At 31.4% G+C, this 15,275-nt stretch carries 15 protein-coding genes; 12 read left to right on the top strand and 3 right to left on the bottom strand.

Going from position 1 to position 15,275, the window contains the following annotated elements; genetic code table 11:
- Positions 1-47 precede the first annotated feature (47 nt).
- Positions 48-1,202, top strand: a complete 1,155-nt coding sequence (locus tag C8N26_RS05450) for a sensor histidine kinase (protein ID WP_120186386.1) — start codon at positions 48-50, stop codon at positions 1,200-1,202.
- Here the strand turns inward: C8N26_RS05450 and C8N26_RS05445 are convergent.
- The 3 genes from C8N26_RS05445 to greA form a co-directional block, all read right to left on the bottom strand.
- Positions 1,194-1,643, bottom strand: coding sequence for a hypothetical protein (locus C8N26_RS05445; protein ID WP_120186385.1), 450 nt, complete (start codon positions 1,641-1,643; stop codon positions 1,194-1,196). The genes C8N26_RS05450 and C8N26_RS05445 overlap by 9 nt on opposite strands.
- A gap of 9 nt (positions 1,644-1,652) precedes the next feature.
- Positions 1,653-2,045: an HIT family protein gene (locus tag C8N26_RS05440; RefSeq protein WP_120186384.1), complete on the bottom strand. Its 393-nt coding sequence runs from the start codon at positions 2,043-2,045 to the stop codon at positions 1,653-1,655.
- A 79-nt stretch (positions 2,046-2,124) separates the two neighbouring features.
- Positions 2,125-2,598 carry a transcription elongation factor GreA gene (gene greA, locus C8N26_RS05435; protein ID WP_028890553.1) on the bottom strand — a complete coding sequence of 158 codons (474 nt, stop codon included), beginning with the start codon at positions 2,596-2,598 and terminating at the stop codon, positions 2,125-2,127.
- A 199-nt stretch (positions 2,599-2,797) separates the two neighbouring features.
- On the opposite strand from greA, the gene C8N26_RS05430 reads away from it, so the two are divergent.
- The 11 genes from C8N26_RS05430 (at position 2,798) to C8N26_RS05380 (ending at position 15,022) form a co-directional block, all read left to right on the top strand.
- A complete protein-coding gene (locus tag C8N26_RS05430) occupies positions 2,798-3,205 on the top strand; it encodes a Rieske (2Fe-2S) protein (RefSeq protein ID WP_120186383.1) in 408 nt (135 codons plus the stop codon).
- A 66-nt stretch (positions 3,206-3,271) separates the two neighbouring features.
- Positions 3,272-4,429, top strand: a complete 1,158-nt coding sequence (locus tag C8N26_RS05425; protein ID WP_120186382.1) for a 5-(carboxyamino)imidazole ribonucleotide synthase — start codon at positions 3,272-3,274, stop codon at positions 4,427-4,429.
- A 38-nt stretch (positions 4,430-4,467) separates the two neighbouring features.
- Positions 4,468-4,947, top strand: coding sequence for a 5-(carboxyamino)imidazole ribonucleotide mutase (gene purE / locus C8N26_RS05420; protein WP_028890550.1), 480 nt, complete (start codon positions 4,468-4,470; stop codon positions 4,945-4,947).
- A gap of 81 nt (positions 4,948-5,028) precedes the next feature.
- Positions 5,029-7,062, top strand: a complete 2,034-nt coding sequence (locus tag C8N26_RS05415; protein ID WP_120186381.1) for a M3 family metallopeptidase — start codon at positions 5,029-5,031, stop codon at positions 7,060-7,062.
- A gap of 134 nt (positions 7,063-7,196) precedes the next feature.
- Complete coding sequence (locus C8N26_RS05410; RefSeq protein WP_141554058.1) at positions 7,197-7,535, top strand: hypothetical protein; 339 nt, start codon at positions 7,197-7,199, stop codon at positions 7,533-7,535.
- Positions 7,536-7,722: 187 nt separating this feature from the next.
- Positions 7,723-10,083 (top strand): TonB-dependent receptor, encoded by a 2,361-nt coding sequence (locus tag C8N26_RS05405; protein WP_120186380.1) that lies wholly within the window; start codon positions 7,723-7,725, stop codon positions 10,081-10,083.
- Positions 10,084-10,102: 19 nt separating this feature from the next.
- Entirely contained in the window at positions 10,103-10,927 is an 825-nt protein-coding gene (locus C8N26_RS05400) for a hypothetical protein (protein WP_120186379.1), read from the top strand.
- A 58-nt stretch (positions 10,928-10,985) separates the two neighbouring features.
- A complete protein-coding gene (locus tag C8N26_RS05395) occupies positions 10,986-11,459 on the top strand; it encodes a DUF4625 domain-containing protein (protein WP_120186378.1) in 474 nt (157 codons plus the stop codon).
- Positions 11,460-11,476: 17 nt separating this feature from the next.
- Positions 11,477-12,193, top strand: coding sequence for an ABC transporter ATP-binding protein (locus C8N26_RS05390; RefSeq protein ID WP_120186377.1), 717 nt, complete (start codon positions 11,477-11,479; stop codon positions 12,191-12,193).
- Positions 12,190-13,593, top strand: a complete 1,404-nt coding sequence (locus C8N26_RS05385) for an ABC transporter permease (RefSeq protein WP_120186376.1) — start codon at positions 12,190-12,192, stop codon at positions 13,591-13,593. Before C8N26_RS05390 ends, C8N26_RS05385 begins: the two co-directional genes overlap by 4 nt.
- A gap of 1 nt (position 13,594) precedes the next feature.
- Positions 13,595-15,022, top strand: a complete 1,428-nt coding sequence (locus tag C8N26_RS05380) for a DUF3526 domain-containing protein (protein ID WP_120186375.1) — start codon at positions 13,595-13,597, stop codon at positions 15,020-15,022.
- The last annotated feature ends 253 nt before the right edge of the window (positions 15,023-15,275 follow it).

Genomic DNA, 15,275 nt, shown 5'->3' with positions numbered 1-15,275 from the left:
CCAATTTATAAATTTAGTTATTCTACAGAATAGTTTATATTTGATTAATGGCATTTTTTAAAAACACTTATTGGGTAAAACGTATTGCTATTAGCATTTCTTTACTTCTCGTTTTATTTATTTTATGGAACACCTATGTGTTCTTTCAAAAATTTAAAAAAGATGAACGCTCTAAAATGGAGATTTATGCTACTGCCATTAAAGAAGCTACCGCTAATTCTGACTCTAATGGTAGTTTTAACTTAGTAACAAAAGTTTATCAAACGATAGAAAACATTCCTACCATTTCAGTTCATGAGAATGGTGATATTAAAGAATTTAACAATCTAGATTCTATTAAGTCAAAAGACCCCAAATACCTTCAACAGCAATTGAACATTATGAAAAATCAAAATGAGCCAATTGTAATCGAATATTTAGGGGTTAAAGAATATATTTATTATAGAAATTCCGACCTTTTATACAGACTAAAATATTACCCACTTGCATTAGTACTTATTTTAGGACTTTTCTTAACCATTATTTACATGGTTTATAAATCGAATAAAGTTGCCGAACAAAATAAGTTGTGGACAGGTATGGCCAAAGAAACGGCTCATCAAATAGGAACTCCACTTTCTTCATTATTAGGTTGGATAGCTATTTTACGTGCTGAAAATGTAAGTAGCGATTATGTTGATGAAATTGAAAAAGATGTTCGCCGTTTAAACACTATTGCCAACCGTTTTTCTAAAATAGGTTCGTTGCCTGAACTAAAGCAGCATAATATTGTTACTATAACCAAAACAGCTTTCGATTACTTAGAAAACAGAAGTTCAAAACAAATTTCTTTTTCTTTTATTACTGAAAAAGACGAGTTCTTTTGCAACCTGAATACAGAACTTTATGGTTGGGTAATTGAAAACCTTATTAAAAATGCTATTGATGCTATGCAAGGTAAAGGTAAAGTTGCCGTAACCATCACTGAAGCATCAAAAAGCATTAAAGTATTAGTTTCTGATACTGGAAAAGGAATTCCTAAATCACAATTTACACAAATTTTTAACCCTGGATTCACCACAAAAAAACGTGGATGGGGACTCGGGTTATCGCTCTCTAAACGAATTATTGAGGATTACCACAACGGAAAAATACATGTATTAAAATCAGAACTAGGAAAAGGAACTACGTTTGAAATTATATTGAATAAGGTTTCATTTTAATGAGTTAGACACAAAACTCTTATCATTATATAAATCTTTAGCTAAATAATAAAAATAAAGAAGATAATCTTTATCATCAGTACTTTCTTTTGTTGAGTTCTCTCTTATTTTATCTCTATACATAATTAGATCTTTAACTCTTTCATCATTTTCAAACAATAATAAATCTAAAGCATAAAAAGCTGCATCAAAATCACTAACCTTATCCAAAAAAAGTTTAGTCTCACTTAATTCATTTTCTCTAAGTCGAGCAATTATTGAAGAATGATGTAATTTTTTTGCGCTATTTATAAAATCATTTAACCTAACTCTAAACTCTTCTTTCCACTTCAATCTTGCTGTAAGCTTAATATTTTGTCTCATTTGAAAGATTGCTATTAGACCTCCAATAACTGCTGTAATAACAGGAATTATCCATTCAATTACTTTATTCCATTCCATGGTGCTCTTTTACACAAAATTCTTAGCAATTCCTTCTGCTACTGCTACAAACTCTTCTTTTGTTAATTTCTCTTTCTTTACAAAACGAATATTTTCCATCGTATGTAACGGAATTAAATGCACATGCACATGAGGCACTTCTAAACCAATTACACTCATTCCTATACGTTCGCAAGGAATTGTTTTTTCAATAGCTTTTGCTACTCTGTACGAAAAAGACATTAATCCGTCATACTCTTCTATTGACAAATCAAATAATTTATTTTCTTCTCGTTTCGGAATTACCAACGTATGCCCTTTTGTATTTGGATTGATATCTAAAAAAGCAAAATAGTTATCATCTTCTGCTATTTTGTACGATGGAATTTCTCCGTTGATTATTTTAGTAAAAATACTTGCCATTTTATACTGTTTTTGTGTTTAGTAAAAATAAAAAAAGCGCTGCAGAAGCAACGCTTTTACGATAATTATTTTAAAAAATCTATCTAGAAATTTCAACTATTTCAAACTTCATTATCCCATTAGGAACTTGAATTTCAGCTATTTCACCTACTTTTTTACCCAATAACCCCTTACCTATAGGTGAGTTTACAGATAATTTTCCGTTTCTTACATCGCTCTCACTATCAGCCACTAGAGTATAAGTAAACTCCATACCGTTAGTGGTATTTTTAATTTTAACTATTGAATGAATTAAAATCTTAGACGTATCTAACTGACTCTCATCTATAACACGAGCACTAGCTACTACATTTTTTAGTTTTGCAATTTTTGTTTCTAATAGCGATTGCTCTTCTTTAGCTGCATGGTATTCTGCATTCTCACTTAAATCTCCTTTATCGCGAGCATCAGCAATTTCTTGAGAGACTCTTGGTCTTTCAACTTGCTCTAAATGCGCTAATTCTTCCTTAAGTTTTTTTAATCCTTCCTCAGTATAATATGATACATTACTCATCTTTTCTCCTTTTTTTAAATTATAAACAAAATTCTATATGCTTTACTCAACATTTAGCCAAGAAGCATATAAATTTTCTACCTAAAACCCTGTGGGTTAAATTTAAAAATCCCACGCCGTAAGGAATGAGATTGTTACACAAATATACAAAATATTTGTAACTTCGTCACGTTATGATATCAACTCTGTACTAAAAACAATGAAAAAATTCTTTTACTTATTTTTTGTTCTAATTTGTTTTAGCTGTAGCGATAACACTCGTACAAGTAACTGTTTTCATGGTTTAAAAGTAAATGCTATTATCGATTTAACATTACCTGAATACCAAAGCCTTTTAACTGCTGGTGGTACAGTTCAAACAGTTCTTCAAGGAAGAAATATTTATATTTTTAGAATCGGAAATAACTTTAGAGCTTTTGACCAACAGTGTCCTGAAAGAAATTGTAACTCTTTAATGACTTTTAATGGAGTAGAAATTATATGTCCCTGCGATGACAAAAAGTATAGTTATATTTCTGATGGAGCTCCTTTAGATGGTGAAGGTTGCCACGCATTTATGTATTTTGTTACTCAAATTAGCAACTCTCAACTAAGAATATCTAGTTAATACCATTTGTACTAAGAATTAGATTCTTATTTTTGCAGCAACAACAACACAATTAACACATTTATCGTGAAAAACTACTTTTCTTCAAACTTTAAATTGGGTGTTCTAGGAGGCGGCCAATTAGGAAGAATGTTACTTACCGAAACGCAAAAATTCGATATCTACACTGTTATTTTAGACGGAAATGCTGACGCTCCTTGCGCCCAGATATGTAACGAATTTCATCAAGGAGATTTATTGGATTATGATACTGTTTACAATTTTGGAAAACAAATAGATTTGTTAACCATAGAAATTGAAAACGTAAATATTGATGCTTTAGATGCTTTAGAAGCTGAAGGGTTAACTATTTTTCCAAAGCCTAAAAACTTAAGAACTATTCAAAATAAAGCACATCAAAAGGTGTTTTATCACGACAACAATATCCCTACTGCTGACTTTTCTAGGTTTACTTCTTTAGAAGAGTTGAAACATGCTATTAGCAACGAAGCTGTTACGTTTCCTTTTGTATGGAAATCTGCTCGATTTGGATATGATGGTAATGGGGTAAAAATTGTTCGTGCCATCAGCGATTTAGAAAATCTCCCTACTGGCGAGTGTATTTCTGAAAAACTAGTTCCTTTTAAAAATGAATTAGCTGTTATTGTTGCAAGAAATGCAAGCGGGGAAACCAAAACCTATCCTGTAGTTGAAATGGAGTTTCACCCAGAAGCTAACCAGGTAGAATATGTAATTTGTCCTGCAAGAATTGAGGATGCAGTTGCCAAAAAAGCGCGCGAAGTTGCTTTAAAAGTTGCTGATGCTTTTGATTTTGTTGGATTATTAGCTGTGGAAATGTTTCAAACTAAAGATGACAACATCTTAGTAAACGAAGCTGCCCCAAGAACTCACAATTCAGGGCATTATTCAATTGAAGCAAGTTATACCAATCAATTTGAACAACATTTACGTAGTATTTTAAACCTTCCATTAGGAAATACCGAAAGTAAAGTAGCCGGAATCATGGTGAACTTAGTTGGTGCTGAAGGCTATACTGGTGATGTAGTATATGAAAACATCGAAGAAATTTTAAAGATTGACGGAGTTACCCCTCACATCTACGGAAAAAAGACAACCAAACCTTTCCGTAAAATGGGACACGTAACTATTGTTAATGAAGATATAAATGAAGCGAGAAAAGTCGCTCAACAAGTAAAAGAAACTATTAAGGTAATAGCAAAATAACCTCTCGACTACGCTCGAGATGACAAAAACATAAAATTATGGTAGGAATTATCATGGGAAGCGATTCAGACCTTCCAATTATGCAAGAAGCAATTGATATTTTAGAGAGTTTTGATATTCAAGTAGAAGTAGATATTGTATCTGCACACAGAACTCCTGAAAAGTTATTCGATTATGCTAATAATGCACACAAGCGTGGCGTACAAGTTATTGTTGCTGGTGCTGGTGGTGCTGCTCATTTACCTGGAATGGTAGCAAGTATGAGTCCGTTACCAGTAATTGGAGTTCCTGTTAAAAGTAGAAACTCTATTGATGGGTGGGATTCTGTTTTATCTATTCTTCAAATGCCAGGAGGTGTTCCTGTGGCTACAGTTGCTTTAGATGGAGCTAAAAATGCAGGAATCTTAGCAGCTCAAATTATTGGAGCTTCAGACAAATGTGTATTAGACAAAATAATCGCTTATAAAGAAGGCTTAAAACTGAAAGTTGAACAAGCTTCTGAAAGAGTAAAAAAATAAGTACCTTAGTACAATATTAACTTGAAGACCTCACAGATTTTTTATTTGTGAGGTTTCTTCAATTTTTTAAACTAAATTTTCATGACTAAAAATCCACTTTTACAAGATTTTAATACGCCCCCTTTTTCTCAAATTAAAGAAGAAGATTATAAACCCGCTATAAAGGAAGCTATACAAATAGCAACAAATGAAATTAATGCTATTGTAGAGAATCCTGAAGCTCCAACTTTTGAAAACACTACGGTTGCTTTAGATAATACAGGTAATACGTTGGATAGAGCTACTTCTATCTTTTTCAACTTAAACTCTGCTGAAACAAATGAAGAAATTCAAAAAATAGCGAAAGATATTTCGCCTTGGTTAAGTGAGTTTAGAAACGACATGATTTTAAATGAAGAATTGTTTAAACGTGTAAAAAACATATACGATCAATTATCTGATTTAAACCTGACTCCTGAACAAGAAATGCTGCTAGATAAGCAATACAAAAGTTTTGCGCGTAACGGAGCGAATTTAAATGAAGCTGATAAAGCTGAGCTTCGTAAAATTGATGCTGAGTTAGCAAAATTATCGCTACAGTTTGGAGAACATGTATTGGCTGAAACCAATGCTTTTGAATTATTAATTACTAATGAAGATGATTTAGCTGGTTTACCAGAAAGCGCTAAAGAAGCTGCTAAAGAACTTGCTAATTCGAAAGGTAAAGAGGGTTGGATGATTACCTTAGATTATCCAAGCTATATTCCTTTTATGACCTATGCTGATAATAGAGAATTGAGAAAAAAATTAGCAATAGCTTTTGGTAAAAAAGGATTCCAACAAAATGAATATAACAATGAACAAATTGTAAAAGACATTGTAACCCTACGTCATAAACGTGCCAATCTATTAGGTTATAAAACCCACGCTCATTTTGTATTAGAAGAGCGTATGGCTGAAACTCCTGAAAAAGTTATGGAGTTTTTAAATGAGTTATTAGAAAAGGCTAAACCTGCTGCACAACGTGAGTTTAAAAATTTAGAAGCGTATGCTAAAAAATTGGATGGAATTGACCAACTGCAAAAATGGGACGGTGCTTACTATTCTGAAAAACTAAAAAAAGAATTATTTAACTTAGATCAAGAGTTACTAAAACCTTACTTTAAGTTAGAAAATGTAATTAATGGTGTGTTTACTGTTGCTAACAAATTGTATAATTTACAGTTTGAAGAAATTGACAGTATTGATAAGTATCATGAAGATGTTAAAACCTATGCTGTAACAGATACTGATGGTAATTTTGTTTCGTATTTCTATGCAGATTTTCATCCAAGACCTGGAAAACGTAATGGTGCGTGGATGACTTCTTATAAATCACAATACATGAGTAACGATACTAACGAAAGACCTCAAGTATCTATCGTTTGTAACTTTACCAAACCTACACAAACTAAACCTTCTTTATTAACTTTTAACGAGGTTACTACCTTATTCCACGAGTTTGGTCACGCCTTACACGGAATGCTTGCAAATACGACATATAAAAGCTTATCAGGAACTTCTGTTTCTTGGGATTTTGTAGAGTTACCTAGCCAAGTTTTAGAAAACTGGTGTTACGAAAAAGAAGCGTTGGAGTTATTTGCAAAACATTATGAGACAGGTGAGGTTATTCCTATGGAATATGTTGAGAAAATTAAAGAATCAGCAAGTTTCCATGAAGGAATGCAAACCCTGCGTCAATTAAGCTTCGGATTATTAGATATGTCTTGGCACTCTGGAGATTCTCCTGAAACAATTACTAATGTTAAAGAATTTGAAACGAATGCTTTCGCAGAAACTAAATTATATCCTGATGTAGCAGAAAACTGTATGAGTACTTCTTTTTCTCATATTTTTCAAGGCGGATACTCAGCTGGATATTACTCTTACAAATGGGCAGAAGTGTTAGATGCTGATGCTTTTGAATATTTTAAAGAGGAAGGTATTTTTAATAAAGAGGTTGCAGATAAATTTAAAAACAACGTATTATCTAAAGGAGGAACAGAAGAGCCTATGGAATTATACAAACGTTTTAGAGGAAGAGAGCCAAAACCAGATGCTTTATTAAGACGCGCTGGATTGATTGACAAGAATTAATACAATTACATTTCAATATTTAAAATAGTCCTTTTTTATAAGAAAGGGACTATTTTTTTTAGAAAAAATTAACACAATTTCACATATAAAAAGTTTGCTAAGCCCTTACTTTTGTTTCCCTACAGTTATAAAAAATGAGCTTGAATAAAAATAGCATATTTAGTAAAATCGCCTCTTTGTCTTTGGTGGTTCTTCTTATGCTTCCTATTCTTATAAAAGCTACCCATCATCATGAAAATGAAGCACACCATCATAACTGTAAAGAAAAATCTACTCACTTACACGAATCGGTAAACGACCATTGTGATATTTGTTATTTTTCTTTTGCTTCATTTGATGTACCTACACAAAATTTCTCACAAGCTTTAGCTATTCTTCCTAGTAAGGCAATAATAGATAATTACAAATCAATTATCTTACCTTCTTACCACTCTCTGAATAGAAAGCTTAGAGGACCTCCTACAAACTTGTAACATATTATTTTTAGAACATTTGTACTCTTTTTATAAGAGTGTGTATTTATGTAACCCTAAAACTAGGTTTTGCACTGTAATTACATATACTTACTCCTATTTATAGTCGTGTGTTCTAAATTTATTTAATCAATAGTCGATTTTTTCTATTTCGGCTAACACAATTCGTTTTTAAATTCTGTTTACAATGACAAAACAAAGCTTAGGTGCTTTATTTTGTGTATTGTTTCATGCAATTCTTTTTAGTCAGAATACCAGTTCTGTTACTATTAAGGTAATTGATGGAACAACACAAAGTGAGTTACCCAATGCTCACGTGAGTATTGGTTCAAAGCACGCCTACACAAACACTAAAGGAAATAGTAGTTTTTACAAACTTTTGAACAAAGAGTATCTCTTAACTGTTACTCATGTTGGATATGTTAGTTATCAAGAAAACATATCTCCTACTAACTCATTAATAATCATTCATTTAACACAGTGCAATTCAGTGTTAAATGAGGTGGTTATTGCACAAAACCCTAAAAAAACACTAACAAAGTTCTCCAGCAATACACAAAGGATTGATGTTAGTTTTTTAGAGAAAAACAGAGACAATAGTTTAATGCAAACTCTTAAAGATATTCCAGGGATTAGCACAATTACTATTGGTTCTGGTCAATCCAAACCTACTATTAGAGGTTTAGGTTTTAATAGAGTTGTTGTTGTTGAAAATGGTATAAAACACGAAGCACAACAATGGGGAGCCGATCATGGTTTGGAAATAGACCAATATAATATTGATAATATTGAGGTTACTAAAGGAGCTGCTTCATTGCTCTATGGTTCTGATGCAATATCTGGTGTAATTAGCTTGAAAAATAACTTACTACCTGATGTTAATTCTTTTTCAGGTGAACTAAACCTCACCAACAGAAGTAACAACGATTTTTATGGAGTTTCTTTGGGAGTTAAACAACGTTATAATCATTGGTATTACAAAGCTAGAATAACTCATGAAGATTATGGCGACTATAAAGTTCCTGCCAAAAAAATCACATACGATAATTACATTTTTGACTTGCATAAAAACTACTTACGTAACACAGCAGGGTACAACCATAATGTTGGAGTTTCTATAGGTTATGTATCAGATAATATTAGCTCTATAACTTCTTTTAGTAATGTAAATTCTAAAAATGGTTTTTTCGCTAATGCACATGGTCTGGAAGTGAGAACTTCTAAAATAGAGTACGATGCTGACCATAGAGATATTGATTTACCACATCATAAAGTCAATCATTTTAAAATAACAAATAATACCAGTTTTTTGTTCCCCAATTACACGTTAGATGTTGAGCTTGGGCTTCAAAAAAATCATCGCGAAGAACACTCAGAACCTGTTCCGCATGGTTATATGCCCAAGCCGTCATCTACAATGGAACGCTTGTTTAAGAAGGACACCTACAGTCTTAATGTAAAAAATCAATTACACTATTTTGAAAAGCATAAAGTTACCACGGGTATAAACTTAGAGTACCAAGATAATGCTATTGATGGCTGGGGATTTCTTATTCCTGAATATACTCGTTTTACAGTTGGGGCTTTTGTATACAATCAAATAAAACTCAACAACAATTTATATTTAGATGGTGGTGTACGCTACGATTATGGTGTAATAAAAACACAACCCTATTACGAATGGTTTTTATCTCCAGTTACTGACGAAAACGGAAATACTACTCAGCAACAACTACAGCGTTCAGAAAGAAAGAATTTAACTTTTGGAAGTTTTAGTGCTTCAGCTGGATTAAGTTATGGACTTAAAAACACATCATATAAAATAAATATAGGTAAGAGTTTTAGAATTCCACTAGCAAACGAATTGGCTTCGGACGGAGTAAATTATCACATGTACCGATATGAAGAAGGGAATCTTGATTTAGAGCCTGAAAGTTCTTATCAAATAGACGGAGAATTTAAAGCAAACTTTAGTAAAGCTTCTATTCAGGTTACTCCTTTTGTTAATTATTTTGATAATTATATTTATTTAAGCCCAACTTCAGAGTATTACGAAACACTTCAGAAGTATCAATACAGTCAAAGTCGTGTTTTTAGATATGGCGGTGAAATTATGGTACAATATAAACCTATTGATAAATTATCGATTACGGGTTCTTTAGAGTATGTAAAAGCAAGACAATTAAGTGGTAAAAAGAAAAACTTCACTCTTCCCTTTTCTCCTCCGTTAACAGGAGTTGTTTCGCTTGAGTATACATTGAATCCTTGGTTAACTTTTGGCGACACTAAACTATTCTCAAGTGTACGATTGGTTTCGGATCAAAACAATATTGTACCCCCTGAAAAAACGACAGAAGGGTATTCTTTAATAAATATCGGTTTGCATACGAGTGTAGATCTTTTCTCAAAAAAACAACCTCTTAAAATTCAAGGGAGGTTAAATAACATTTTAAACAACAAAGTATTCGACCACACTAGTTTCTATAGACTTATAGAAGTTCCTGAGCCTGGAAGAAACTTTTCAATAACAATTATACAAACATTTTAATCATTTAATTTTTTTAATCATGAAAAACACATTTAAATCAGCAATCTTATTTTTTGTAAGCCTTTTAGTCATTTCTTGTAGTGATGAAGATAACATTCAAAACACTTTCGAAGAAAATATTAATCCAGAACGCTTTAAAAGCATAGAATTAGGAAATTCTGATTTTGTTTTACCACAATCAAACGTAGATGTTCATATTCAATTTGATTATGAAGGAACCAGTAAAGTTTCTAAAATTTATTTTGATGTTGAACCTTCTAACGTTACTAATGTCAAACCTGGTGAATTAATTTGGGAATTAAAAAATCACTTAGTTCCTATTGATCGTTACCAAGGTCAATTAAATCCGCACATTCACTATCACGTATATTTTGATGAAGATAATAAGTATAGTCCTTCATTTACAACTGCTGAAGGAGTTTATAACTTCAAAATTACGGTTGAACACGAAGATGGAACGAAAAGTATCATCACTAAAAAACTTCACATTATTCAAAAGTTTAAAGACTTAGAAATAGGTGATAACAACTCTATTGCCTTTGGAAAAGATGAGTTACATACAGAGTTCGAATATGTTTCTGGTAACAATACTGTAACTGAAATTAAATATGAATTTTGGTTTGAAGAATGGAGAGAAGGACAAAATGTTGAAGTTGGAAAATGGGACAAAGTAATTACTGTTTTACCTAAAGATTTGTATGAAGGAGTTAAAAACCCGCACATACATTATCATTACGATTTAATTCCTGGTGCTCCAGTAGGAAGCTACTGGTTAAACATTTACGCTAAAGAAAGCGGAGAAAGCGAAACAGTGAAATTGTCAATTCCTATCGAAATTAAATAATAATAACAAAAAAGACTACTTGAGTTTTTCAAGTAGTCTTTTCTAAAAACAAATTATCATGAAATTATTAAAAATAACAAGTGCTTTACTATTAATTATAGCGTTAAACATTAGCTGTAGTAGCGAATCTGAAGAACCTGATACAGAAAAGCCTACTATTACTTTAAACTACAACGAAGGGTTTCCTCAATCTTGTACTGTTTTAGAAAAGGGAAAAGAATACACTATACGTGTAAAAGTCTCTGACAATATAGCCCTAGCTACTTACGCTATTGACATTCATCATAATTTTGATCATCATACACACGATGATCAAGGCTCTAATTGTGAGTTATCTCCTATAAAAGATCCTATTACTCCTTTAATTTTTATGGAAAACTATACTATTGATAACAATCTTAAAGAATATGAAATAATGCAAAACATTACAATTCCTACAGACATAGATTCAGGTGATTATCACTGCCAAATTTCTGTAATAGATGTTACAGGATGGCAAAGTAGAACCTCAGTAGATATTAAAATTGAATAATTTTTAAAGTATTTATAATGATAATAACAAGAGACTTAACTAAAAAATATGGTGATTTCACTGCTCTTAATAAGTTAAACCTAAAAGTAAACGAAGGAGAAATATTTTGCTTACTTGGTGCTAACGGAGCAGGAAAATCAACAACTATAAATTTACTTTTAAATTTTATTACTCCTTCTTCCGGGAAAGCATTTATAAATGGTTTAAACGTAACTGATAACGCAAGAGAAACCAAAGCTTTTTTAACTTACATTCCTGAAAATTTAATGCTCTACCCTACTTTAACCGCCATTGAAAACCTTGATTATTTTTTAGGTATTGGCGGTAAAAACTTTAGTAGAAAAGAGCTTGAATTTTTCTTACATGAAGCTGGTTTACAACAGGAAGCCTTTCATAAAAGAGTTCAATTTTTCTCTAAAGGAATGCGACAAAAAGTTGGAATTGCATTAGCTATAGCTAAAGACGCTAACGTTTTACTACTAGACGAACCTACTTCTGGTTTAGATCCAAAGTCTAGTAATGAATTTGGCGAGCTATTACTAAAAATGAAAAAAAATGGAGTTGCCATTTTAATGACTACTCATGATATATTTAGAGCTAAAGAAATAGGCACTCATATTGGAATCATGAAACAAGGTCAGTTAAAATATAATTTCTCATGTAACGATAAGTCTTTACAAGAAATTGAGAACCTTTACTTAGAAACTATGAGTTTAAAAGATAATTTATTATGATTTTTCACGTAGTTAAAAAAGAGCTTCAAGAAACTTTAAGAGATGGGCGTTTCAAAATATCTACAGCTATAGTATTCGTTCTATTGACTGTTTCATTAGTCTTGACTTTTAATCAATATCAATATAATAATGCACAGTATATTGAAGCTCAAAAAAATGAACGATCTCTTTGGGAAGAACAAGGAGAAAAAAATCCACATTCGGCAGCTCATTATGGAAATTATGTCTTCAAGCCCAAATCTCCTTTATCATTAATAGACCAAGGAGTTGAAAAGTATACAGGAATTTCTATTTTTCTAGAAGCACACAACAGAAATGAAGCTCAATTTAGTAATGCTTCGGATCAAACAGCACTATCTCGCTTTGGTGAATTAACACCTAGTTTTATTTTATTATATATACTTCCTTTAATCTTAATTTTAATTGGCTATGATGCTTATACTAAAGAATTAGAAAAAGGAACATTTGCTATACTTAAAAGCCAAGGAATTAGTAACACAAAACTACTTTTTGGTAAATGGTTATCAGTATTAATACCAATAGTAACAATTACAACTCTTTTATTTTTATTTGGAGGTTTAATTCTTTCTAACACAAGTGATATTGGTGTATTTAACTGGGAAGCACTAGGTGTTTTATATATAGTATACTTAATTTACTATTTGATTTTAACTAACATTGTTTTATTTATATCGTTGATCGCTAAAAAATCAGGAGTCGCTCTTGTTTCTAGTTTAGTATTTTGGGTACTTGCGTGCTTTATTACTCCCAAAATAGCCAGCAACATAGCTGACTCCAAATACCCATACCCAACCAATCAAGAGTTTTCTAAAAGAGTAGCAGAAGATCGTAAAAAAGGGCTTGACGGACATAATCCTTGGAGCGAAGAAGCAAAAAAACTTGAAGAAGAAGTTCTAAGGAAATACAATGTTGATAGTGTGCATAAACTTCCCTTTAATTACAGTGCTTATAGAATGCAAAAAGGAGAAGAGTACCAAGCTAAAGTATATGCCAAACACTACAGTTGGTTAGATGAACAAGCACAAAAACAAGAAAAGGTTTATAAATCTACTTCAATGATTTCTCCTTTTCTCCCTACTCGTTTTTTATCTATGGCTATCTCTAGAACCGACTACCAATCGCATCGTGATTTTTCTGAAAAAGCAGAAACTTATAGAGTAAAAACACAGGAGTTTTTAAATGGACTTACTGAAAAAAACTCTAGATATGGTGAGCGTTATGTAGCATCAGCTAATGCTTGGAAAAAGCTCCCTAAGTTTGAATATAAACCCCCTCCTTTCTCCCAAATATTAAATAGTAATACACCTATGATGTTAATTCTTATTGTATGGTTTGCAGTTACAGGAGCAGTGTTATTCTTTATTAATAAAAATCATTAATATGTTTTCATACAATTTTAAATACGAATTAAAGTCTCTTTTACGTAGTAAATGGCTTATTTTATTAACTATAATTTTATTAACTCTAGTTCTTTTTGCAGGGTATAGTGGTAAGAAAAAAGTAAATAAGCGTGTTTTTGACATTGAAAAAGCAAATAATACTGTTAAAGAGCAAGACATAACTGTTCTAAAAGTTCTTGATTCTATAGAAAAAGGGTTTGTGATTAACCAAAACCTGAGGAGCTTACCAACTAACCCTATGAATATTGGTTATTCATATCCTCGTGTTGCTGCTATGTATCCTTTAGAAACTGCTTTTATTTCAACAGGCCAAAGTGATTTATTTACACATTATGTACAACCAAAAGCATACGGTGATAGTTTCTTTTTTAATCATGCTGAATTCTCAAGCCCTATTCAACTTCTTTTTGGTAGTTTTGATTTAGCCTTTGTAATTATATACATTTTACCCTTGATTATAATAGCTTTTAGCTATCATATTTTTTCTCTAGAAAAAGAAAATGGCTCACTAAAATTAATGGCTTCTCAACCTATTTCTATTTACAAATGGATATTACAGAAAACAATGCTCAGGTTCTTTGTACTATCTGTTATAGTTGTCTTGGTTTTAACAATTGCTTTTATAATTAACAATTACAATTTTGTAGAAAACCTAGCTGAGTATCTCTATTTTTTGCTGCTTACATTAACTTACATACTGTTTTGGTTTACTGTTGTTTTATTGATTAATATAAAAGTGAATAACTCTGCTAAAAATGCAGTAAGTTTATTAGCTATTTGGGTTTTTATAATTCTAATTATTCCTGCTATTATTGCACAAGCTGCAAATACTTTTTACCCAATACCTTCTCGAACAAAAATGATTACTGATGTAAGAGCATTAAAAGATGATGTTTCTAAAAAACAAGATAAAATACTTGATAATTTTTTAAGAGATCATCCTGAATATGCTTCTAATAAGAAGCAAAACTATTCTTTTTGGCATAAGTATTTAGCTTCGCAAGATTTGGTTGAAGATGAGGTTAAACCACTAATAAAATCGTACGAAACTCAGCTACTAAAACAACAACAATGGGTTAAGTTGTGGCAGTATAGCTCTCCTGCTATAATTTTACAGCAAAGCTTTAACGATATAGCTGGAACTTCAACAACACATTATCAAGAATACAGAACTCAGGTAGCTAAATTTTCTGCAAAGTGGAGAGACTTTTTTGTTCCTCTTCTTTATAATAATGAAAAATTTAGCACCAAACTATACAAACAACTACCAACCTTTGAGTACAAAAAACCAAAGTATACGTCATTACTTTTTAAAGCAAGTATTGTATTAATAATGTCTATGTTCTTTTTACTAATTACCCGAATACTTTTTTACAATAAAAGTAAAAAAGGGACTATTATTAATTAACAAAAAAGACCTAATGTTATATCGTTAGGTCTTTTTATTTTTTTCAACCCAATCACTTATAATCTTTTAATTTTTAATATTTTATACCGCAAAAACCTTTAATTATAAATACTTCTTTGGGTTTATGCAATTGTTTAATTTGTTGCGTAAGAGAGACTCCGTAAATATGAAATTCAGCATCTAATTTATTCAACAAAAAGATAAATGATATAACAAACACACTCTCTGCTTTAGCTAAAAAAACTCTTAAAAT

The sequence above is a fragment of the Tenacibaculum lutimaris genome, assembly GCF_003610735.1.
In the GTDB taxonomy this organism is placed as follows: domain Bacteria; phylum Bacteroidota; class Bacteroidia; order Flavobacteriales; family Flavobacteriaceae; genus Polaribacter; species Polaribacter lutimaris.
Note: the sequence above shows the minus strand (reverse complement) of the source record. Positions and strands in the feature narration are given on the sequence as shown.

Bases quoted from the DNA above. Each gene is read 5' to 3' on its own strand.
- C8N26_RS05440 (WP_120186384.1), bottom strand. From the start codon at position 2,045: ATGGCAAGTATTTTTACTAAAATAATCAACGGAGAAATTCCATCGTAC.
- C8N26_RS05445 (WP_120186385.1), bottom strand. From the start codon at position 1,643: ATGGAATGGAATAAAGTAATTGAATGGATAATTCCTGTTATTACAGCA.
- C8N26_RS05385 (WP_120186376.1), top strand. From the start codon at position 12,190: ATGATTTTTCACGTAGTTAAAAAAGAGCTTCAAGAAACTTTAAGAGAT.
- C8N26_RS05390 (WP_120186377.1), top strand. From the start codon at position 11,477: ATGATAATAACAAGAGACTTAACTAAAAAATATGGTGATTTCACTGCT.
- C8N26_RS05410 (WP_141554058.1), top strand. From the start codon at position 7,197: ATGAGCTTGAATAAAAATAGCATATTTAGTAAAATCGCCTCTTTGTCT.
- greA (WP_028890553.1), bottom strand. From the start codon at position 2,598: ATGAGTAATGTATCATATTATACTGAGGAAGGATTAAAAAAACTTAAG.
- C8N26_RS05380 (WP_120186375.1), top strand. From the start codon at position 13,595: ATGTTTTCATACAATTTTAAATACGAATTAAAGTCTCTTTTACGTAGT.
- purE (WP_028890550.1), top strand. From the start codon at position 4,468: ATGGTAGGAATTATCATGGGAAGCGATTCAGACCTTCCAATTATGCAA.
- C8N26_RS05430 (WP_120186383.1), top strand. From the start codon at position 2,798: ATGAAAAAATTCTTTTACTTATTTTTTGTTCTAATTTGTTTTAGCTGT.
- C8N26_RS05400 (WP_120186379.1), top strand. From the start codon at position 10,103: ATGAAAAACACATTTAAATCAGCAATCTTATTTTTTGTAAGCCTTTTA.
- C8N26_RS05415 (WP_120186381.1), top strand. From the start codon at position 5,029: ATGACTAAAAATCCACTTTTACAAGATTTTAATACGCCCCCTTTTTCT.
- C8N26_RS05405 (WP_120186380.1), top strand. From the start codon at position 7,723: ATGACAAAACAAAGCTTAGGTGCTTTATTTTGTGTATTGTTTCATGCA.
- C8N26_RS05395 (WP_120186378.1), top strand. From the start codon at position 10,986: ATGAAATTATTAAAAATAACAAGTGCTTTACTATTAATTATAGCGTTA.
- C8N26_RS05450 (WP_120186386.1), top strand. From the start codon at position 48: ATGGCATTTTTTAAAAACACTTATTGGGTAAAACGTATTGCTATTAGC.